The following is a 20,530-nucleotide window of genomic DNA, read 5'->3' on the forward strand; positions in this document are numbered from 1 at the left end:
TTCTCACTGTAGTTGGCCGACGTTACGAACGCCGACCCTCCACCCCTGAAATGCTGCGCAACCGCCCACGTGTGCGGACTGCCTTGCCTGCTTACTGTTCATAACGCAGGCACTATGCAAAACGTTTCCCATTCACTGTCCGCTGCTGGCGAACAGCTCTTTACCGTTCGATCAAGCCTGAGCCGGCTTGACGATGGGAAACAGGATCGTTTCGCGGATGCCCAAGCCGGTCAGTGCCATCAACAGACGGTCGATTCCCATGCCGGTTCCGGTCGTCGGCGGCATGCCCTGTTCCATCGCAGCGAGGAAGTCCTCGTCGAGCACCATCGCCTCGTCGTCGCCGGCGGCGGCTTGGCGGGCCTGATCCTCGAAACGCTCGCGCTGGATGATCGGATCGACCAACTCGGAGTAGCCGGTGGCCAGCTCGAACCCACGGACGTACAGGTCCCACTTCTCGGTGACGCCGGGCTTGCTGCGGTGTTGACGCGTCAGCGGGGACGTCTCGACCGGGAAGTCGCGGACGAACGTCGGTTCGGTCAACGCGTCGCCCACCTGGTGTTCCCACAGCTCTTCGACGAGCTTGCCGTGGCCGTAGATCGGGACGCCGTCCTTGCGCGGCACCTCGACGCCCACCTTGTCGGCGATCGCGAGCAGCTCGTCGACGGTGGTGTCGGGGGTGACGTCGAATCCGAGCGATTCCGACAGCGACGGGTACATCTCGAGCGTCGTCCATTCGCCGCCGAGGTCGTAGGTGGTGCCGTCGGGCAGCGTCACGACCGTGGATCCGAGGGCGGCCATGGCCACTTCCTGGACCAGCTCACGCGTCATTGTCGCCGAATCGTCGTACGTGCCGTAGGCCTCGTACGTCTCGAGCATCGCGAATTCCGGCGAGTGCGAGGAGTCTGCACCCTCGTTGCGGAAGTTGCGGTTGATCTCGAACACCTTCTCGATACCGCCCACGACGCAGCGCTTGAGGAACAGCTCAGGCGCGATACGGAGATAGAGGTCGGTGTCCATCGCGTTGGAATGGGTGACGAACGGCCGCGCCGCCGCGCCGCCGTGCAGCGTCTGCAACATCGGCGTCTCGACCTCGAGAAATCCACGACGCTCGAGGGCGTTGCGCAGTTCCCGGACGACGGCGATGCGCTTGCGGGCGGTCTCACGCGAGGTCGGGTTGGTGATCAGATCCAGGTAACGCTGCCGGATCCGCGTCTCTTCGCTCAGTTCCTTGTGCGCGACGGGCAGCGGACGCAGCGACTTCGACGCGATCTGCCAGGCGTCGGCCATCACGCTGAGCTCGCCGCGTCGGGAGCTGATGACCTCACCGTGCACGAACACGAAGTCACCGAGATCGACATCGGACTTCCACTCCGCGAGTGCGTCCTCGCCGACGCCTGCCAGGCTGATCATCGCCTGCAGCTGGGTGCCGTCGCCCTCCTGCAGAGTGGCGAAGCACAGCTTGCCGGTGTTGCGGACGAAGATGACACGGCCGACGACTCCGACGATCAGGCCGGTTGTCGTATCGGGTTCGAGTTCGGGGAACTCGGTGCGGATCTCGAGCAGCGAATGGGTCCGCGGGACCGACACCGGATATGCCTCGACCCCGCGCTCGAGCAGTGCGGCGCGCTTGGCACGACGAATCCGTAGTTGCTCCGGGGTGTCGTCGGCAGGCTGGGTAGAAGCTGTATCACTCACGCGCAGACACTTTACAGTCCGAGCGTCCAAGGACTGTCAGTGCGCTGCGACGGCTTTCGCCTCACGGACGCAGTGCTTGGCCTGCGTCAACACACCGAGCAACCCAGCCGACTTCAGCGCCTGATAACCGCCGACCAGGTCGGTTGACTTGTGCAGACCCAGCAGCTTGAGCGACGCGGCGGCGAGCGAGGAGGTGTAGCCCTCGGAGCAGATGACGATCCACTCGACGTCATGATCGACGGCGATCGCCAGGCGCGCATCGCTCGTCGGGTCCAGACGCCATTCGAGGACGTTGCGTTCGATGGCGAGTGCCCCGGGCAGCGTTCCCTCGACGGCGCGTTGCGCCTGGGGGCGGATGTCGACGACGACGGCTCCGCGGGCGACGGCGTCGCGCAGCTCGAAGACGGTCATTCGATCGATGGTCTCGCGTGCGGATTCGAGCATTTCGACGATGGTCATGCGGTGGCCTTCTCGGGTTCGTCGGTGAGCTCGCTACGGGTGCGACGCAGCGTGGACCGTTCGGTCACTTCGTAGTAGGACATCGCCGTGAGCGGTGGCGAGTAGGCGTGCACGCTGAGGGTGGGGCCGGCCGGTTCGGACGCCGGATCGTGCATCACGTCGTGAACCCAACCGAGCGGGAACGACGCCTGATCACCGGCGTCGAGGCGACGCTGCCTCAGTCCGGTTCCGGCCCAACGGTATTCGAGAAGCGAGCCACTGAGAACGGTGAGCGCACCGAGCGAGCCGGCGTGATCGTGCAGTTCGGTGGATCGATCGGGAACCCAGCTGATCAACCAGACGTCGAGGTCGTCGTCGGAATGCAGTCGGGCGGCCCAACGCTCGTCGGTCGGCCAGCGACCGCCGACGGGAAGCAGGTGATCGAAGCGGCCCTCGAGGACGTCGGATGCGCCCTGGTCGGTGATACGCAGCAGGTCGGGTGGACGCAACCGGGTCGGAAGCGTCGAGACCGAACGCGACGACGATCGGGTGCGGGAGGGTGCAAAAAGTACAGGTGTGGAAAGCATGAAGCTCTACTCCAGGGGTGTGTTACGAACGAGGCAGGGTTCAGCCTCGACAACACTCCTGGGTGGCCATGCACGTCATCACGCCGAGAATTCTGACACACGGCACCGCGAAGCGCTAGTCGTTCACCGTGGACGCCGTTTTGCCATGTTGCGTTCGTAGACCAGGCGCAGCCCTTCGAGGGTCAGGTCGGGTTCGTGGTGCTCGATGGTCGTCGACTCGGGCAGGATCAGCGCCGCGATGTCTCCGGTACCGATGATCGCGACGTCCGCGCCCGTCACCTCGGGGACCTCTCGTCGAATTCGCCCGACCAGGCCGTCGACCAGACCGGCGAACCCGAAGATGGTGCCCGACTGGATGCACTCGACGGTGTTCTTGCCCAACACCGAACGAGGCCGGATCATCTCCACCTCACGCAATGTGGCAGTGCGAGTGGACATGGCCGACGCCGACATCTCGAGCCCCGGAGCGATGGCACCGCCGAGAAATTCGCCCTTGGCCGAGACGACGTCGACACAGGTGGTGGTTCCGAAATCCACCACGATGCACGCCGTGCCGTACAGGTCGTGTGCAGCAAGGGTATTGACGATGCGATCGGCACCGACCTCCTTGGGATTGTCGACCAGCAACGGCACGCCGGTCCGCACACCGGGTTCGACCATCACGTGGACCACGTGATCCCAGTAGCGCGCGAGCATCGTCCGCATCTCCCGCAGCACCGACGGCACGGTCGACAGTGCAGTCACTCCGGTGATCCGTTCGGCGTCCTCACCCAGCAGACCGCGCAGCATCAGGGCCAGTTCGTCGGCCGTCACATGCGGGTCGGTTCGAATTCGCCAATCTCGCAGCAGTTTCGAGTGATCGCCCGTGCCGGTGAACAGACCGACCACGGTGCTGGTGTTGCGCACATCGATCGCGAGGAGCATCGAATCAGACCAGCACGGAATCGGCCCGCAGATCGCGCGGCGTGATCAGACCCGAGCCCTCGGGCGCATGCGCCGGATCGCTGCCGAGTTCGACAGGCCGGTTCTTCTCGTCGACGAACACCACCCGCGGTGCGTACTCGGCAACCTCCTGCTCGTTCATCACCCCGTAGGCGATCAGAATGACCAGGTCACCCGGGTTCACCAGATGCGCTGCAGCCCCGTTGATTCCGATGACGCCGCTGCCACGCTCACCGGTGATCACGTAGGTCTCCAACCGCGCACCGTTGTCGATGTCGACGATGGTGACCTGCTCGCCTTCGAGCAGGTCGGCCGCCTCCATCAGATCCTGGTCGACGGTCACCGAACCGACGTAGTGCAGGTCTGCGTGCGTGACCGTGGCGCGATGGATCTTGGACTTCATCATCGTTCGAAACATGTTGTGCCCTCAGCTCTTCGGATCGTCGGGGTACTCGAGGAAACCGGTGCCGACTGCGACACCGACGTTGTCGATCAATCTCGTGGTGCCCACTTTGGCTGCCACGAGCAGTCTTCCGTCTCCACGCTCGGGAGCCGGGCCGAGATGCGGGTCGCGCACCTCCAGGTAGTCGACCTGCACCAGCGGCGCCTCGTCGAGGACGGCACGCGCCGTGGCGATGATGGCGTCCGCACCGCCGGCCGCAGCGTGCGCCCCGGCGACCAGTGCCGCCGACAGCGCCATCGCCGCGTCGCGCTGCTCGGCATCGAGATACCGGTTGCGCGAGGACAGTGCGAGACCGTCCTGCTCACGCACCGTCGGGACCCCGATGACGGCAACGTCGAAGTTCAGATCGCGCACCATCTGCCGGATCAACGTGAGCTGCTGGTAGTCCTTCTCGCCGAAGAACGCGCGATGCGGTGCGGCGATCTGCAGCAGCTTGGCCACGACGGTGAGCATTCCTGCGAAATGAGTTGGCCTGCTGGCACCTTCGAGTTCTGCGCCGAGCGGACCGGGATGGACCGTGGTGCGCGGACCCGACGGGTACATGTCCGACGCCGACGGCGCGAAGACCAGTTCGACGCCCTCGTCACGCAGCAGCGCGACATCGGCGTCGAGGGTGCGCGGGTAGGCATCGAGGTCCTCGCCCACTCCGAACTGCAGCGGGTTGACGAAGATCGACACGATCACCACGGCACCGGTGAGCTTGGCCTGCCGCACCAGCTGCAGGTGCCCGGCGTGCAGCGCGCCCATGGTCGGAACCAGAGCGACCTGCTTCCCGACGCCTCGCAATGCTTTCGACACCGACGTGATCACCGCAGGATCGTGGTGAACCGTCAACTGCCCTTTGGTGTAGCTGCCCGCGAGGGTCATCGATTCCCTTCCAGAAGTTCGATCAGGTCTGCCTTGGCACCGATGCGCTGCGCTGATCGCAACGACAGCGCGCGGTATCCGGCTGCGATCCGCGAATCCACGGACTCGAGCACGTCGAGATGCTTGCCGACTGCAGCGGTGTCGCCGCGGGCAACCGGCCCCGTGAGCGCCGACTGCCCGTTGCGCAGCGCATTGTCCAGCGCGGCTTCGAGCAGTGGAGCCAGAACACGCTCGGGCACACCGCGTTCGGAGTCCGAACCGGGAAAACCCGGTCCGGCCAATGCAACTCGGAGCGCTTCGATCGCGTCGACCACCAGAGTGACGAGATGATTGCTGCCGTGCGCGAGTGCAGCATGATAGAGCGCTCGATTGTTCTCGGGCACGTGCACCGGCTCGCCGCCGATCTCGAGGACGAGAGCCTGCGCCACCGCGTAGCCGATCTCGTCGCCTGCAGTGATGCCGAAGCATGCCGCCGTCATCCGGTCGGTGTCCTCGACTCCGCCGCTGAACGTCATGGCCGGGTGTATCGCCAACGGCACGGCACCGAGAGCCGCCAGAGGCTCGAGCACCGAGATCCCGTTCGCGCCGGAGGTGTGCACCACCAACTTTCCCGGTGCAACCGCCCCGGTGGACGCCAGACCCGCGACGATCGACGCCAACTCACTGTCCGGTACGGCCAGAATCAGCAGTTCTGCGCGACGAGCAACCTCGTCGACGGGCAGAACCTGGGACTCGGGCAGCCGCTCACGCACCCGCGCGATGGATGCATCCGACACGGCAGCGGCACCGACGACAACATGCCCGACGCGTTCGAGCGCCTCACCGAATGCGGTGCCGACCCGACCTGCCGAGACGACACCAACCGTCAAGCGAGCCGGAGACAGACCACCGGTGCCAGAAAAGGTCACCGAAAATTTCCTCTCGTTCGTTCCAGTCCCGCTCGGCGGGTACCAGACGTCCTGCACGGAACAATAGCGACCGCGACCCCTCGCAGGCCATGGGAGAGCTGTGTGATCTGGTTCTCAGTCTGCGCGGCGGCGACGGCGACGGGTTCCCGGATCGGTCATGGCCGCATCGCCGGACCCTCCGCCTTGCAGTCCGGCCATGATCTCGGCGACGGATCGACCGTTCGAGTGTGCACCCGACGCATCCTCGTCGTCGGCCGACTCCGCGCGCCTACGACCGCGTCGGGGCGAGACGGACGTGTCCTCGGCCGGTGTCTCGTAGTCGTGATCGGCCGCGAAGAACGCGTCGGCCGATTCACGCAACGAGGCGCGAGACGTCGAGAACGCGTCACCGTTCCGGTCCGCGGCAGGCTCGGTTTCGTACTGCTCGTCCGGCTCCGCCGAATACGACTCCGCCGGAAACGACTCTGCGGAAAACGAACTCGTGGAATACGAACCGACCGAGTCTGCCTCCGCATGCCCGCTCTCGTAGGTCTCTTCGGTGGCCTGCGGCTCGAACTCCGCCGCCGGTTCCGGCTCTGCGGCAGGTCGACGCGTCTGCTCGAAGTCGTATGCGGTGAATGGCGAGCTGGGCGGCGTGACGCGCCCCGCCGGTCTCGGTGCGCCGTAAGGACGTGCCTGCGCTGCAGGTCGCTCGTACGGGTCCTCGTCCGCTTCGGCCGCGTCCGTGTCGTAGCTTGTCTCCTCGAACGAATCCTCGGCGTACGGATCCTCAGCCGACTCGGCGGCCGCCGCGGACGCCGTGGCCTGCGGCATCTCGTCCGGATCCTCGGGGTACACCACCGACGTCTCGGCCGTGACCGGCTCGTCGTAGGGAGTTCCGACACCGTTGAGGCCGGTTCCCGGTGCCATCGAGCCGTTCCCGCGACCGGGAACGTAGAGGCCGGACGGCGCAGGTTGGTAGCTGTCGTAACCGCGTCCGCCGAGTTCTTGCATCCTCATCGCTTCGGCACGCAGTGCGACACGTTCGGTGGGCAGATTGCCGTCGAAGAGCACCTGCAGGTTCTGGCGAAGGGCAGCGAGTTCGTTGCGCAGCGCTGCGACCTCGTCGAGCTCGAGCTGCGATTCACCGCGAACCCGAGCTTCGACGCTCATCTCGTACTCGCGTCGCGCCGAAATCTCCCGAGCCAACTGCAGCTCGTAGACCGTCTGCAGGTCCTTGGCCTTGGTCTGATCGGCGGCCGCCTCGCGCCTGTACTTGGTCATCGCGAACGCACCGATCACCGCAGCCCACAGCGCCGAGAGAACACCGACCCTCATCCACTGCACGCTCTCGGTGAAGAGCAACAACACACTGGCGATGATGCCGAACACGACGAGCGCCGCGAGGAACAGCTGGCTCGCACTGCGCCTCTTACGGCGCCCCTTCTTTGCGCGAGTCTGATCTGTCATGTTCACAAGGGTAACCGGCAAATCGTTCGCAAATAGTCATCCTCGACCGATCACTTACACAACCGAGGTAACAATCAAAAGTTTCGAGCGTTACCGGGAACGCTCGTCGTCACGGTCCTTCGGGGTACGGCAGCACTGTTCGAGCCATACCGCGGCAGCGACGACGGCCAGTCCTGCCACGAGCGCAACGACGGCTCCGGCTCGATCCGACGACGCTGCCCGCACCGTCGCCGCACGCGGCATCACGTACACCAGAAATCCGACGCACACTCCGACGACAGCGGTTCCCACCAGCATCGATGCCTTCGCCAACACCAGCGCCCTGAACACCGTCAACGGGTGTAGATCGTGCAGACCGTTGCCCACCCGATGCTCGGCGATGCGATTGCGAACGATCACGGCAGTCACCACTTGCACCACCGCGACCAGATACAGCGACGCCCCGGCGTACACCGGAATCGGCGGCAACGAGCCGTAGAAGACCCGAACCAGCAACCACGTGCCGATCGAGGCGACCAGGAAAAGACCCAAGACATCCCAGACCTTGGTGGGATTGGTCACCACAACCCATCACCGACGCCTTCTTGCTCGATCACTCCCGCACGCTCCTCCGTGCTCAGTCTCCCGAGTAACTCGGTCACCGGAACGTCGTCGCCGCCGACGCGCAGGGTGGCGTCCGGCTCCACGTCCAGCCACGGCAGCAGGACGAACGCTCGCGCGTGCGCGCGCGGGTGCGGAAGGATCAAACGAGGGTCCTCGCTGATCATGTTCTCGCACACCACCACGTCGACGTCGAGGCTCCGCGGCCCCCACCGCTGCACTCGAACGCGATCGGCCGCCTCCTCGAGGCGCTGACCGAAGCGCAACCAATCCCAGGCGTCGAACGCGTCGTCCTCGGCCACGACGACGGCGTTGAGGAAGTCCTGTTGCTCGACGCCACCCCAGGGAGCGGAGCGGTACACCGGCGAGCAGGCCACCAGCCGCGTACCCAATTCGGCTGTGACAGAGCGCAAGTGGGCGAGCGAATCACCGATGTTGCTGCCGATGGACAGCACGGCCCTGGTCACGGCTGCTCCCGGTACGCCACCACGGCAACGTCCCCGAACGTCAGCGGAATGGGGGCCGACGGCTTGTGCAGCACCACTTCCACCGCGTCGACGCGCGAGTCGTACGCCAGCACGACCTCGGCGATCTCGGCCGAGACCGTCTCGATCAGATCCCTGGACGGGCCCGCGACGACGGCCGCGGCGTGCTCGGCCAGTTCTCCGTAGTGCAGGGTTCGGGTCAAATCGTCGGTCTCGGCCGCGGGCCGCAGGTCCATCCACACGGTGATGTCGACGACGAAGTCCTGCCCGTCTCGCTTCTCGAAGTCGAAGACGCCGTGATTGCCGCGCACCGTCAGGCCACGCAGTTCGATGCGGTCGCCGCGACGCGTCCCGGCGCCGACGCGGCTGCTGATCTCGCTCATGCCCGATCACCCTGCCATGCCCGTACGACGGCGACCGCGTCGAGTGATGCTCGGGCGTCGTGCACGCGAACACCCCACGCTCCCCCGGCGACGGCGAGCGCCGACACCACGGCCGTGGCGATCTCTCGCCCGTCCGGCGGCCGCGGAGAACCGTCTTCGTCCGCCAGCAGCGATCCGAGAAAACGCTTCCTGGAAGCACCGACGAGAACCGGGAAGCCGGCCGACACCAGGTCGGGAAGGCCACGTAGCAGTTGCCAGTTGTGATCGGCGTTCTTGGCGAATCCGAGGCCGGGGTCGAGCACGAGCATCGCGGAGTCCACTCCCGCGGCCACTGCGTGATCGACCTGTTCGAGCAGTTCGCTGCGAACGTCGGCGACCACGTCGTCGTACCGATCGGCCGGACCGGCGTGCCGGTATTCGGATCCGGCGGCTCGCCAGTGCATCAGGATCCACGGCAGTCCGCCGTCCGCAACCACCCCGGCCATGGCCGGATCCGCCCGACCGCCCGAGACGTCGTTGACGATAGAGACCCCGGCCTCGATCGCGGCCTCGGCGACCGAGGCGCGCATGGTGTCGACGCTGGTGGTCACACCTGCTTCGGCCAGCGCGGCGATGACCGGGACGACGCGCTGCGCCTCGAGAGTCGGATCGATCCGGTCTGCTCCGGGACGCGTCGACTCACCACCGACATCGACGATGTCGACTCCGCGACGATGCATCGCCAGCCCGTGTTCGACGGCAGCATCGACATCGAGGTATCGGCCGCCGTCGGAGAACGAATCGGCAGTGACGTTGAGGACACCCATGACGACGGGTGCCGGGGGGATACTCCGCGCCGGGTTCATCGGGAATCGACCGGACGCGTCATTTCCGCAGAATCAGGTCCAGAGCTTCCGAACGCGATGCCGCGCTGGACTGCAACAGACCCCGCACCGCGGAGGTGGTGGTACTGGCACCCGGCTTGCGAATCCCGCGCATGGCCATGCACAGGTGCTCGGCCTCGATCACGACGATCGCACCGCGCGGGTCGAGCTTGCGCATCAATGCGTCGGCGATCTGGCTGGTCAAGCGTTCCTGCACCTGGGGACGCTTGGCGTACATGTCCACCACGCGCGCGAGCTTCGACAGGCCGGTGACCTTGCCGCTCTTGCCGGGGATGTAGCCGACGTGGGCAACGCCGTGGAACGAAACCAGGTGATGCTCGCACGTGGAGAACATGGGGATGTCGCGGACGAGAACCAGTTCCTGGTGCCCCTCGTCGAACGTCGTGTTCAGCGCCGTGTCCGGGTCGGTGTACAGCCCGGCGAAGATTTCGCGGTAGGAACGCGCGACGCGGGCCGGGGTGTCGAGCAGACCTGGACGGTCTGGATCCTCGCCGACGGCGATCAACAGCTCACGCACGGCGGCCTCAGCGCGAGGCTGGTCGAAGACCGCGCCGGTGGCGTAGGCCACTGTCTGTTCCACTACCTGCTGCTGCGCTGCTGGGACTTCTGCCGAGTCGATTGCCGACTCGTCGGTCCGGTTGACTGACACGAGAACGTACCTCCGGTTGGGCTCCGCGAATGTGACAGCTGGGCCGAACTGCACCTGTTCTTCACAGAGCAGCTGCGCCGACCTGCAGCACGGTTCGAACGACGGACTGGGCCGACCGAAAGGGTCGACCCAGCCAGCCTAATGATGGACCTAGCGGTACGAACCGCCCGGCCCTTCCCAGCGTTGGGTCCGCGGACCTTCGTCGCCGTCGTCCTCGGCTCGCTCGTCTCGCCGCGAGTCCTCGGACGGGCTGTTCGAGGAACGATCGTCTCCGGGCAGCGGATAGCTCTGCGACGGAGTCGGAACCTCCCAGGTGGGAGGCGACGCCTCGGCCGGTGCAGCACCGTCCTGGTTCTGGCCGTACGGGGGCTCGTGCCGAGAGGTTCGACCCTGGTCCCGAGCGTCCGGCCGGAACGGATCCGGCTGATACTGCGGCTGCTGATATTCCGGCGGTTGGTTCGACGGCGGTTGGTTCGACGGCGCAGCGGTGGGCGGTTGATATGCCTGTGGCTGCTGATAGGTGGGGTGCTGTCGGTACGTCGGCGGCTGTCCCTGCGGCGGCTCGTACCGATTCTGGTCCGGTCGATCCGATTCCGGCTGCTCGCGGTTCGGTTGGTTCGCAGCCGGCGGCGTGGTCGGTCCCTGGTAGCGGGGAACCGAGGACTGGTCACGCGGGGGCCATCCCGGAGCCGACCATCCGGCCGGGGCACCGTAATCGGGACGCGAGCCCTGGCTGGGACCGCTCGGGCGAGGTTCCTGTCGGCGATAGCCCTCGGAGTATCCGCCCCCGTTGGGAGCACCTCCGTTGACCGGGCCGCCGTACCCTCCGTTGGGCCCACCGTTGTAGCCACCGCCGTTGAAGCCACCGGTTGCGGGGGCGCTGCGTCGACCACCACCGGTGTTCGGCGCATCGACATCACCATTGGTGGGCGCGCCGTTCACCGGTCCACCGTTCGACGGGGCACCGTTGGTGGGCGTGCCGTTGGTCGGGGCACCGTTGTATCCGTTGCTTCCGTTCGGGTAACCACCCTTGCTCAGCTGCGGCGAACCGGCGTAGCTGGGCTGCGGAAACTGTTGCGGCGGAAGCTGCTTCGGGGCCGGCGGCACCGGAGGCCACGGCTCGCCGCGCTCGGCGGCGAGTTCGCGCGGAGTCTTGACCGGCGGCTTGTCCGAGGGCTTGCGATCACCGAAGTCGTTGAACAGGGTGATGCGCGGCCGCTTGGTGACGCTGTGGAAGATCTTCTCGAGGTCCTTGCGGGTGAGCGTCTCGCGTTCGAGCAGCTCCGAGGCCAGGGTGTCGAGCAGGTCGCGGTACTCGTTGAGGATGGCCCACGCCTCGGTGTGCGCCGCCTCGATGAGCTTGCGCACCTCCTCGTCGATCTCGCGGGCGACCTCGTGCGAGAAGTCGGACTGCTGGCCCATCGAACGGCCGAGGAACGGGTCGCCCTGTTCCTGCCCGTACCGGACGGCTCCGAGCTTGCTGCTCATGCCGTACTCGGTGACCATCGCGCGAGCGATCTTGGTGGCCTGGTCGATGTCCGAGGACGCACCGGTGGTCGGCTCGTGGAAGACGAGCTCCTCGGCCGCGCGACCACCCATGGCCATCACGAGGCGAGCGATCATCTCCGACCGCGTCATCAGGCCCTTGTCGTCCTCGGGCACCGTCATCGCGTGGCCGCCGGTGCGACCGCGAGCGAGGATGGTGACCTTGTAGACGGGCTCGATGTCGGGCATCGCCCATGCCGCGAGGGTGTGACCACCCTCGTGGTACGCGGTGATCTTGCGCTCGTGCTCACTGATGATGCGGCTCTTGCGGCGCGGGCCACCGACGACGCGGTCCACCGACTCCTCGAGGGACGCCTCGGTGATGACGGTGCCGTTCTCGCGGGCGGTGAGCAGTGCCGCCTCGTTGATGACGTTGGCCAGGTCGGCACCGGACATGCCGACGGTTCGCTTGGCGAGACCTTCGAGGTCGGCGTCCTGCGCAACGGGCTTGCCCGCCGAGTGCACCTTCAGGATCGCCCGACGCCCGGCCAGGTCGGGGGCACCGACCGGGATCTGGCGATCGAAGCGGCCCGGGCGCAGCAGCGCGGGGTCGAGGATGTCGGGGCGGTTGGTGGCGGCGATGAGGATGACGCCGGTGCGCTCACCGAAGCCGTCCATCTCGACGAGCAGCTGGTTGAGTGTCTGCTCGCGCTCGTCGTGACCGCCGCCCATGCCTGCGCCGCGCTGACGACCGACGGCGTCGATCTCGTCGACGAAGATGATGCATGGACTGTTCTGCTTGGCCTGCTCGAAGAGGTCGCGAACGCGAGACGCGCCGACACCGACGAACATCTCGACGAAGTCCGAGCCGGAGATGGTGAAGAACGGCACGCCCGCCTCGCCCGCGACGGCGCGCGCGAGCAGCGTCTTACCGGTTCCGGGAGGGCCGTACAGCAGCACACCGCGGGGAATCTTGGCACCGAGCGCCTGGTAGCGCGCCGGGTTCTGCAGGAAGTCCTTGATCTCGTAGAGCTCTTCGACTGCCTCGTCCGCGCCTGCGACGTCGGCGAAGGTGGTCTTGGGCATGTCCTTCGTCAGCTGCTTGGCCTTGGACTTGCCGAAGCCCATGACGCCACCGCGTCCGCCACCCTGCATGCGGCTCATCACGAAGATGATCACGCCGAGGATCAGCACCATCGGGAGGATCAGCAGCAGGAAGGAGCTGAACCAGCTCTCCTGGGTGACGGTGGTGTTGTAGCTGTCCAGGCCCTGCGAGTCGACCTTGTCGAAGATCTGCTCGGACGCGGAGTCCGGATACTTCGCGATGATCTGAGTCTGGTTGTCCGAGGCCTCGTTGGCCTCTTTCAGCGTGAGTCGGATCTGCTGTTCGCGGTCGTCGATCTGCGCGGATGCGACGTTTCGGTCGTCGAGCTGGGCGATCGCCACCGAGGTGTCGACCGTCGTCCAGTCCCGCGTGTCGTTACCGAAGTAACTGAAGGCATAGATCACCAACAGAATGCCGAAAACGATGGCAAGATTTCGTATTACTGTCTTCCGATTCATACAGCTTCAGCCGAGTCGGCCGTGTCCTTTCAGTCCGCTCCCGCGCGCTGGCTGCTCCCTGCCCGCCGGATACTCCAGGCTAGCGCGAGACTCGGACATCTGACTCGCTCATACCTGGCGCTGTGCGTCCACGCACCTGTTTGCGTCGACGCTTCTTCCCCTCCAACGACTGCACTCCCCCGGCAGTTCCCCACCTGATGGGCACCCTATCCGCATCGATGGACCATTGCATACGTCTCGGCGCGGCAATGGTCCATTCACCCGGACGGGGTGGACCGAAGGAACGGACTCAGCTGTAGACCTTGGGATCGAGCAGGCCGATGTACGGCAGGTCCCGGTAGCGCTCGTTGTAGTCGAGGCCGTAACCGACGACGAATTCGTTGGGGATGTCGAAGCCCACGTTCGCGACCTCCACGTCGACCTTGATCGCGTCGGGCTTGCGCAGCAACGTCACCACCGACAACGAGGCAGGCGAGCGGGTCGCGAGGTTGCGCTTGAGCCAGCTCAGCGTCAGACCGGAGTCGATGATGTCCTCGACGATCAGCACGTGGCGTCCGGTGATGTCGCGGTCGAGGTCCTTGAGGATCCGGACGACGCCCGACGACGAGGTGGACGAGCCGTAGGAGCTGACCGCCATGAACTCGAGCTGCGCCGGAATGGGCAGAGCCCGAGCGAAGTCGGTCATGAACATGATCGCGCCCTTGAGGACGCCGACCAGGAGCAGGTCACCTTCCGGCGAGCCTTCGGGATACCGCTGGGCGATCTCTTCTGCGAGTTCCGCAGTGCGTGCTTTGATCTGTTCCTCGGAAATGAGAACCGATTCGATGTCGCCCTCGTACACGGGGTTTCCCTTCATTCGTTCTCCAGGCCGACGCTCAGCCTGCCATGCCGACGCGAGCACACCAACCTGGCGTCGGGCGTTCCTCCTGGCAGCGCAACTCCGCCCTGACCCGTCCACCGTCCGACGAGGGCATCGACGGCCCGGATCTGCCGGTCGGTCAGCGACGTCACACCCCGGCCGAGCAACCATCGGCGCAGTACTCGCCGGCGAACGGCGGGATCGAGCGGGTCGAGCGCCGCGACCTCGAGGTCGGGGATATCGGCGTCGACGACGGATTCGGCGAGCGCGTCGAGCATCCGGCCGTCCTCGCGCAGCTGCTCGGCGGTCCGCGCGAGCGCAGCGGCGACACCACCGCCGAGCACGTCCTCGAACAGGGGCAGCACCTCGTGGCGTAACCGCACCCGAGTGAAGTCGGTGTCGGTGTTGTGTGGATCCTCGAACGGCTCGATCCCCAACTCCACGCAGGCAGCCCGGGTCACGCTGCGCCTGACTCCGAGCAGCGGCCGACCCCACGGCGCATCGAATGCCGCCATGCCCGCGATCGACCGCGGCCCCGATCCGCGGCCCAACCCGAGCAGCACCGTTTCGGCCTGATCGTCGAGGGTGTGCGCCACCAGCACCGACGCGTCGCCGCGGGCCCGGTTCAACGCGTCGTACCTGGCTCGGCGGGCGGCTGCTTCCATCCCTCCCGAACCATTCACGCGCACCGTCAGAACACGTGCGTCCTCGACGCCGAACTCGCGAGCACGCGCCGCCGCCGTCGAGGCCACCTCCGCCGAGCCGGTCTGCAGACCGTGATCGACGATCAATGCCCGCACGTTCGGCGCCTCGGCCACGGTCGCGGCGGTCAAGGCCAACGAATCCGCTCCACCGGACAATGCGACGACAACCGGGCCGGGATGGACCGCGAGCCAGCTACGCACCGCATGCCTGATCTCCAGCAGCGCGGGGCCTTCAGGGAAGAGCACTAGCCCAGAACTCGGGCGATCCAGGCGTCGGGGTCCTCGATCTCCGACAGCAACGGCAGGGTGTCGGGCCCGGTCCAGACGGTGTTGAAGCGTTCCATGCCCACCGTGGCGACGACGTGATCGACGAATGCCTTACCGCGCACGTACTGCGCCATCTTCGCGTCCATGCCGAGCAGTGCCCGAATGACGCGTTGCAGCGGGTTCACCTTGCGTCGACGGCGCTGATCGAACGCACCGCGAATCTGCGTCACGGTCGGTACGACGGCCGGTCCGACGGCGTCCATCACGTGATCGGCGTGGCCCTCGAGCAGGGTGCCCAACACCAGGAGTCGGTCGATGGCGTCGCGCTGGGGCTGCGGTTGGGTGGCGCGCAGGAGTCCGACGATGCCTGCGTCCTCGGACTTGGACGACCCGCTCGGATTCTTGCGGGCCTTCAGCGCGCCGGTCAGCCGGTTGGCGACATCGGTGAGCGGCTCGTCGGTGCCGTCGGAGAGCACGCCCACGTTCTCGCGCATGTAGCCGCCGAGCCAGGGAGCGGAGGAGAACTGCACTCGGTGCGTCACCTCGTGCAGGCACACCCACAACCGAAAGTCGCTCGGCGACACCCGAAGCGCTCGCTCGACGGCAATCACGTTGGGCGCGACCAGAAGCAGGGTTCCGTTCTCGCCGGTGAACGGGTCGTACTGGCCGAGAATGGCGCTGGACAGAAAGGCCAGCATCGCTCCGGCCTGCAGTCCGGCCGGCTTTCCGCCGAGCAGACCGGACGGCGGCGTACCGTCGTCGTCTCCGGTCAGGTGTTTCATCGACGACGCGGCCGCGGCGATCCAGCCGGCGCGGTCGACCACCTGGGCGTCGGGCACGGGGAGTCCGTCGGCCAGGCCGGTGGTCTCACGAACCGGTCCCTCGGCCCGAATCGATGCGGCGGCAAGCTCTTCCACAGCTGCCTCGGCAGTGTAGCGCGAGGTGGCCGGACCCGGGCGGGCAAGCTTGGCTCCGGTCTTCGCCGCCACCGACCAGTCGACGGCACCGGCGAAACCGGAGGTGGCTTCGCCGTCGTCGGTCTTCGCTGCTGCGTCCGTGTTCACTGGCAACCACACAATCTCAGGGTCGATGCGACGGCATCGAGGGCGGGGCGACTGACGTCGGGCGGCCGGTCGTTGGACATCAGGGCGAAGGTCAGGATTCGGCCGTCGACGTCGACGACATATCCAGCCAAAGCGCTTGCAGCAGAAAGGGTTCCGGTCTTCGCACGAACCCAGCCCGCTCCGGTTCTGTCCCCCGAGGCGTACCGATCCGTCAGAGTTCCGGTGGCACCGGCGACGGGAAGATAGTCGAGCATCGGACGCAGCGACGGCTGCTCGGTTCCGGCTGCCGAGGTCAACACCTGGTCGAGCAGCCTGGCCGGTATCTTGCCGTCGACCGACAGCCCGCTGGCGTCCTCGAGCGTGAGTCCGGCCATGTCGAAGCCTGCGGAATACAGGGTCTGCCCGATCGATGCCACTGCACCGGAAAAGCTTGCGGCCGTGTTCATCTCGAGCGAGAGTTCGCGTCCGACGGCCTCGGCGAGGACGTTGTCGGAGCGATAGATCATCTGCTGCAAGCGGTTTCGCAGCGGTGCGGATTCGACGGATGCGATCTGATCGGCTCCGTCGGTGGCCTTGCCGGTCGTCACCGCTGCCGGGTCGACGCCCAGTCCCGCGGCAAGTGCGCGGCCCGCGTCCAGCGCCGGGGTGGTGCTGCGCGGCGACTCGTCGACGAGTGGGTCCGATCTTCCGCCGTCGAGCATGATCGGTTCGATCGGCGTGATCGAACCGGCGGCGATGTCGGCGGGAAACCAGCCCTGCGCCATCGTGTCACCGGAATAGATCGAGGTGTCGACGCCGATGCTGCGCACCACCGTTCCGCTGCGCCGAATCTGCTCCACCAGGTCGTCGATCCGCGCCGCGCCTGGATAGAACCCGTCGGTTCCGACCGGAAGCGCGGTGAGTGTGGGGTCGCCGCCCGCGATCAGCACGATGTTGCCCTCGCCGCTACCCTGGACCACGCGGGTGGTGACGCGGTGATCCGCCGGGAGCCCGAGCATCGCAGCCGCCGCGGTCAGCACCTTGGTGGTCGAGGCAGGCGTCATCGGATTGTCGGGGTTCTGGGACCAGAGCACCTGACCGGTCTGCGCGTCGGCGACGGTTCCGGTGAACGTGCCGAGGGCAGGATCGTCGACCACTCGGGCCAGCGCAGCTGCCAGACCCGCCGCGTTCGGCATCGGAGCCGATTCCGGGAACGGGGTGATCGCAGGGTTGGGCAAGACCGTCTCGGGTGGGGGCTCGATCGCCGTCTCGGCTCCGTCGGACACCGACGGCAGCACCAGGGCGGCGGTCGTCACTGCGAGGATCACCACGAACAGAGCGCACAGCGTCAGGGTCACGCGCTTCTTCCTGCGCCGTCGACCCGCTGTGGGGCCGAGGAACCGCCGTGTCAGCCCCGCCACTGTTCCTCCGTATCTGCCGTGGTCGTACCCATGATCGTTCAGTCAACAGTATCCTCGGGTCCGGTAGCCTTGCGCCGCCACCATCTACACATTCGCAACGACTCGAGCCGCTCCGGCTCGACGACGACAGTGAGGACTGCACGTGCCGTTCGACGTCACCATCGAGATCCCCAAGGGGCAGCGCAACAAGTACGAGGTAGACCACGTCACCGGACGTGTTCGCCTCGACCGCTACCTCTACACCGCGATGGCGTATCCAGCCGATTACGGCTTCATCGAGAACACCCTCGGCGAGGACGGCGACCCGCTCGACGCACTGGTTCTGCTGCCCGAGTCGGTGTTCCCCGGCGTCATCGTCGAAGCACGCCCCGTGGCGATGTTCAAGATGGTCGACGAGGCCGGCGGCGACGACAAGGTGCTGTGCGTTCCGGCAGGCGACACCCGCTGGGACCACATCCAGGATCTTTCCGACGTCTCGACGTTCGAGCTCGATGCGATCAAGCATTTCTTCGTCCATTACAAGGATCTCGAACCCAACAAGCACGTCACCGGGGCAGACTGGGTGGGGCGCGCAGAGGCAGAGGCCGAAATCGCTGCATCATTCAAGCGCTTGGCGGACAATCCGGATCACTGATCGTTTCGGCATCACACACCTCGTCTCGGCCGAGCGCCGACGAAACATAGTTTGGGGAGACGTATGACCGACAGCACTGCCAACGGTGATCGGCGCAATCTCGATTCGCGACCGATCTCGGATCCGACGCAGTTTCCCGATCTGCCGGTGACGGTCGTCCTCGACCGAATCCCGGTGCCGATCCTCGCGGTCGATCCCACCGGTGCCATCGTGTTCGCGAACGAGGCCTTCGACGATCTGTTCGGTCTCGACCGCACCGAGCGGGAGGACTTCCACCTGCACGACATCTTCCCCGACCGGGCACCGGAGGGCGTCAATGTCGCGGACATGTTCCTCACCACGGTGGCGACCCGCGCAGATTCTCTGTGGCGGATGACCGACAAGACCGGCGATATCGTGCAGGTGCGAGCCAGCAAGTCGATCCTGCGCCGCACCGAGGACACCATCGTGCTCGTCGCGTTGGAGGACTTCACCGATCAGCTGTGGAACGACCCCAAGAGCGCTTTGCGCTGACGCACAGCACACGTTCCTCCCCGAATGTCGAACGGTGTACGTCGGCGAATCATTCGCCGGCGTACACCGTTGCTCTGTTTCCGCCCGCGTGCTTGGACTCGTACATCGCCGTGTCGGCGTCGAGCAGCACGTTGTGGACGAGGCCGGCTGCTCCGCCGGACTCGGCGGCGTCGAACCATCGGCTGCCGTCCAGCAGGGCCACCCCGACACTGACCGTCACCGGCACGTCGTCGGCTGGATCGTGAATCGATTCGAGAATCTCGTGGGCTACGCGGTGCACGGCGGCATGGTCTACCGGCAGCGCGATCGTGAACTCCTCACCGCCGGTGCGTGCGACACATGGGCGAGCACCCGTGACCGCGGTGAGCCTGCGGGCCGTGCGGCGCAACACTCGGTCCCCCACCGCATGGCCGTAGGTGTCGTTGACTCGTTTGAACTGATCGAGATCGAGCACCATGAGAGCAACCGAGCGTTCCGCGTCCAACGAGTTCATCATGCGGTGGAGCCGCAGTTCCAGGCCGCGTCTGTTGAGAAGGCCGGTCAGCGAGTCCGTGTTGGCGAGATCGAGCTGGCGCTGAATCACCGCCCGGAACGCGAGCACCGAGTTCACCACCAGCAGAGTCGCCAGCGTCCTGGTGACCGTCGACGCAGGATCGTGCGTGTCCGCGGCGAACAACAGCGCTGCCAGCACGACGACCACTGCGTTGACGAACAGAATGTGGAATTCGAGCACTCGCCGCCGAGAGAAGTAGACGATGTAGATCCCGATCACCGTGAACAGAATCGCCCCGTTCAGAGCCAGGTCGCGTCCGGCGAAAGTGAGCAGCATCGCTGCGACGCCCACATCTGCGTACACGACGAACCACCCGGGCATGTGCGACGAGTCCGCCGAACGACGAAACCACCACATCCCCACGGGGACGGTGGAAATCAGCACCAGCAAACAGGCACTCTTGGCGATAGCGCCTTCTGGTCCGTCCACCGAAAGCATCGCGATGACCCCGATCAGACCGAACGAGGGAACGAAGGCGGCGATTCCCAGGGCAACGCGGCGCTCGAGTCGCACCGAGCCGGTTCGCAGCCCGTTCGCCCGACTGTGCGGCGGTCGATCGCGATCGAATGGCACCGCGTTCCCTCCGTCCGTTCTGACTGTTCGGGCGAGCATGCGGACCTGGGCAGCGGCCGGTCGTCGAGCGTGTCAGGTGATGCGATCGTTCATTTGCGCATCAGACGTTACCGGCGCGCCGCTCGGGCAGGTCCGGCCTGATCATTTCGTAATCGGTCAAGAAACGATCGAGCAACGCGACGAGCGATTCTCGGTCCTCCCGTGTCCACCCCTCGATCACCCTGCCGAGATTGTCGGTGCGTCGTTGCTGGATCGCCGCCGCCGCTTCCTGACCCGACGCAGTCACCGCGAGTACGAACGCTCGACCGTCACGTTTGTCGGGCAGCCGCTCGACGTGCCCCCGTTCGACCAGCTGAGCCACCTGCCTGCTCACCGTCGACGGATCGGAATTCACCATGGCGGCGAGTTCACTGGACCGCATCGGTCCGTCGCGCAGGAGCCTGAACAAGCATACGTACGCAGCGCCGTCGACACCGCCCGAGGACGAGATCGCAGCGATGTTGCGCTCACGCAGGCGTTGCAGCCGAACCAGCTGCGTGCCCAGCTCCTCGGCGAACTCGACCAC

At 66.2% G+C, this 20,530-nt stretch carries 22 protein-coding genes; 2 read left to right on the forward strand and 20 right to left on the reverse strand.

Annotated features, from left to right (window positions below):
• Positions 1 to 171: 171 nt before the first annotated feature.
• From lysS to dacB, 18 genes are all read right to left on the reverse strand, one after another.
• Positions 172 to 1,695, reverse strand: coding sequence for a lysine--tRNA ligase (gene lysS / locus AB0366_RS06880; protein WP_121872147.1), 1,524 nt, complete (start codon positions 1,693 to 1,695; stop codon positions 172 to 174).
• A 36-nt stretch (positions 1,696 to 1,731) separates the two neighbouring features.
• On the reverse strand, positions 1,732 to 2,154 hold the full coding sequence (locus tag AB0366_RS06885; protein WP_366243210.1) for a rhodanese-like domain-containing protein: 423 nt from the start codon (positions 2,152 to 2,154) through the stop codon (positions 1,732 to 1,734).
• Complete coding sequence (locus tag AB0366_RS06890; protein WP_366243211.1) at positions 2,151 to 2,720, reverse strand: cysteine dioxygenase family protein; 570 nt, start codon at positions 2,718 to 2,720, stop codon at positions 2,151 to 2,153. The genes AB0366_RS06885 and AB0366_RS06890 overlap by 4 nt, the downstream gene beginning before the upstream one ends.
• 123 nt (positions 2,721 to 2,843) lie before the next feature.
• Positions 2,844 to 3,644 carry a type III pantothenate kinase gene (locus AB0366_RS06895; RefSeq protein ID WP_094613722.1) on the reverse strand — a complete coding sequence of 267 codons (801 nt, stop codon included), beginning with the start codon at positions 3,642 to 3,644 and terminating at the stop codon, positions 2,844 to 2,846.
• Positions 3,645 to 3,648: 4 nt separating this feature from the next.
• Positions 3,649 to 4,080 carry an aspartate 1-decarboxylase gene (gene panD / locus AB0366_RS06900; RefSeq protein ID WP_366243212.1) on the reverse strand — a complete coding sequence of 144 codons (432 nt, stop codon included), beginning with the start codon at positions 4,078 to 4,080 and terminating at the stop codon, positions 3,649 to 3,651.
• A gap of 9 nt (positions 4,081 to 4,089) precedes the next feature.
• On the reverse strand, positions 4,090 to 4,992 hold the full coding sequence (gene panC, locus AB0366_RS06905; RefSeq protein WP_366243213.1) for a pantoate--beta-alanine ligase: 903 nt from the start codon (positions 4,990 to 4,992) through the stop codon (positions 4,090 to 4,092).
• Entirely contained in the window at positions 4,989 to 5,900 is a 912-nt protein-coding gene (locus AB0366_RS06910) for a DUF2520 domain-containing protein (RefSeq protein ID WP_366243214.1), read from the reverse strand. Before AB0366_RS06910 ends, panC begins: the two co-directional genes overlap by 4 nt.
• A 114-nt stretch (positions 5,901 to 6,014) precedes the next feature.
• Positions 6,015 to 7,349, reverse strand: a complete 1,335-nt coding sequence (locus AB0366_RS06915) for a DUF6779 domain-containing protein (protein ID WP_366243215.1) — start codon at positions 7,347 to 7,349, stop codon at positions 6,015 to 6,017.
• Positions 7,350 to 7,439: 90 nt separating this feature from the next.
• On the reverse strand, positions 7,440 to 7,910 hold the full coding sequence (locus AB0366_RS06920; RefSeq protein ID WP_366243216.1) for a DUF3180 domain-containing protein: 471 nt from the start codon (positions 7,908 to 7,910) through the stop codon (positions 7,440 to 7,442).
• Positions 7,907 to 8,416, reverse strand: a complete 510-nt coding sequence (folK, locus tag AB0366_RS06925; RefSeq protein WP_366243217.1) for a 2-amino-4-hydroxy-6-hydroxymethyldihydropteridine diphosphokinase — start codon at positions 8,414 to 8,416, stop codon at positions 7,907 to 7,909. Before folK ends, AB0366_RS06920 begins: the two co-directional genes overlap by 4 nt.
• Positions 8,413 to 8,817 carry a dihydroneopterin aldolase gene (gene folB / locus AB0366_RS06930; RefSeq protein ID WP_366243218.1) on the reverse strand — a complete coding sequence of 135 codons (405 nt, stop codon included), beginning with the start codon at positions 8,815 to 8,817 and terminating at the stop codon, positions 8,413 to 8,415. Before folB ends, folK begins: the two co-directional genes overlap by 4 nt.
• Positions 8,814 to 9,662, reverse strand: a complete 849-nt coding sequence (gene folP / locus AB0366_RS06935; protein WP_366243219.1) for a dihydropteroate synthase — start codon at positions 9,660 to 9,662, stop codon at positions 8,814 to 8,816. Before folP ends, folB begins: the two co-directional genes overlap by 4 nt.
• 19 nt (positions 9,663 to 9,681) lie before the next feature.
• Positions 9,682 to 10,281, reverse strand: a complete 600-nt coding sequence (gene folE / locus AB0366_RS06940; RefSeq protein ID WP_037195562.1) for a GTP cyclohydrolase I FolE — start codon at positions 10,279 to 10,281, stop codon at positions 9,682 to 9,684.
• A 219-nt stretch (positions 10,282 to 10,500) separates the two neighbouring features.
• Complete coding sequence (gene ftsH, locus AB0366_RS06945; RefSeq protein WP_366243220.1) at positions 10,501 to 13,398, reverse strand: ATP-dependent zinc metalloprotease FtsH; 2,898 nt, start codon at positions 13,396 to 13,398, stop codon at positions 10,501 to 10,503.
• 289 nt (positions 13,399 to 13,687) lie between these two features.
• Complete coding sequence (gene hpt / locus AB0366_RS06950) at positions 13,688 to 14,239, reverse strand: hypoxanthine phosphoribosyltransferase (protein WP_032395535.1); 552 nt, start codon at positions 14,237 to 14,239, stop codon at positions 13,688 to 13,690.
• Between the two features lie 11 nt (positions 14,240 to 14,250).
• The gene (tilS, locus tag AB0366_RS06955; RefSeq protein ID WP_366243221.1) at positions 14,251 to 15,207 is read right to left on the reverse strand and encodes a tRNA lysidine(34) synthetase TilS; all 957 of its coding nucleotides are present in this window, start codon (positions 15,205 to 15,207) and stop codon (positions 14,251 to 14,253) included.
• Positions 15,207 to 16,292 (reverse strand): zinc-dependent metalloprotease, encoded by a 1,086-nt coding sequence (locus AB0366_RS06960; RefSeq protein WP_366243222.1) that lies wholly within the window; start codon positions 16,290 to 16,292, stop codon positions 15,207 to 15,209. Before AB0366_RS06960 ends, tilS begins: the two co-directional genes overlap by 1 nt.
• Complete coding sequence (gene dacB, locus AB0366_RS06965) at positions 16,289 to 17,692, reverse strand: D-alanyl-D-alanine carboxypeptidase/D-alanyl-D-alanine-endopeptidase (RefSeq protein ID WP_366243223.1); 1,404 nt, start codon at positions 17,690 to 17,692, stop codon at positions 16,289 to 16,291. Before dacB ends, AB0366_RS06960 begins: the two co-directional genes overlap by 4 nt.
• Before the next feature lie 142 nt (positions 17,693 to 17,834).
• On the opposite strand from dacB, the gene AB0366_RS06970 reads away from it, so the two are divergent.
• Both AB0366_RS06970 and AB0366_RS06975 read left to right on the forward strand, forming a co-directional pair.
• Complete coding sequence (locus tag AB0366_RS06970; RefSeq protein WP_121872135.1) at positions 17,835 to 18,326, forward strand: inorganic diphosphatase; 492 nt, start codon at positions 17,835 to 17,837, stop codon at positions 18,324 to 18,326.
• A 63-nt stretch (positions 18,327 to 18,389) separates the two neighbouring features.
• Entirely contained in the window at positions 18,390 to 18,839 is a 450-nt protein-coding gene (locus AB0366_RS06975) for a PAS domain-containing protein (protein ID WP_121872134.1), read from the forward strand.
• A 49-nt stretch (positions 18,840 to 18,888) separates the two neighbouring features.
• Here AB0366_RS06975 and AB0366_RS06980 read toward each other — a convergent pair whose 3' ends face one another.
• Complete coding sequence (locus AB0366_RS06980) at positions 18,889 to 19,965, reverse strand: GGDEF domain-containing protein (protein WP_366243224.1); 1,077 nt, start codon at positions 19,963 to 19,965, stop codon at positions 18,889 to 18,891.
• A gap of 100 nt (positions 19,966 to 20,065) precedes the next feature.
• Positions 20,066 to 20,530 (reverse strand): MarR family transcriptional regulator, encoded by a 465-nt coding sequence (locus AB0366_RS06985; protein WP_121872132.1) that lies wholly within the window; start codon positions 20,528 to 20,530, stop codon positions 20,066 to 20,068.

Source organism: Rhodococcus sp. NPDC076796 (assembly GCF_040702765.1).
Lineage (GTDB): Bacteria > Actinomycetota > Actinomycetes > Mycobacteriales > Mycobacteriaceae > Rhodococcoides.

Excerpts from the sequence above, each read along its gene's own strand:
- AB0366_RS06885 (WP_366243210.1), bottom strand. The coding sequence starts at position 2,154 with ATGACCATCGTCGAAATGCTCGAATCCGCACGCGAGACCATCGATCGA.
- AB0366_RS06890 (WP_366243211.1), bottom strand. The coding sequence starts at position 2,720 with ATGCTTTCCACACCTGTACTTTTTGCACCCTCCCGCACCCGATCGTCG.
- AB0366_RS06895 (WP_094613722.1), bottom strand. The coding sequence starts at position 3,644 with ATGCTCCTCGCGATCGATGTGCGCAACACCAGCACCGTGGTCGGTCTG.
- panD (WP_366243212.1), bottom strand. The coding sequence starts at position 4,080 with ATGTTTCGAACGATGATGAAGTCCAAGATCCATCGCGCCACGGTCACG.
- panC (WP_366243213.1), bottom strand. The coding sequence starts at position 4,992 with ATGACCCTCGCGGGCAGCTACACCAAAGGGCAGTTGACGGTTCACCAC.
- AB0366_RS06915 (WP_366243215.1), bottom strand. The coding sequence starts at position 7,349 with ATGACAGATCAGACTCGCGCAAAGAAGGGGCGCCGTAAGAGGCGCAGT.
- folB (WP_366243218.1), bottom strand. The coding sequence starts at position 8,817 with ATGAGCGAGATCAGCAGCCGCGTCGGCGCCGGGACGCGTCGCGGCGAC.
- folP (WP_366243219.1), bottom strand. The coding sequence starts at position 9,662 with ATGAACCCGGCGCGGAGTATCCCCCCGGCACCCGTCGTCATGGGTGTC.
- ftsH (WP_366243220.1), bottom strand. The coding sequence starts at position 13,398 with ATGAATCGGAAGACAGTAATACGAAATCTTGCCATCGTTTTCGGCATT.
- AB0366_RS06975 (WP_121872134.1), top strand. The coding sequence starts at position 18,390 with ATGACCGACAGCACTGCCAACGGTGATCGGCGCAATCTCGATTCGCGA.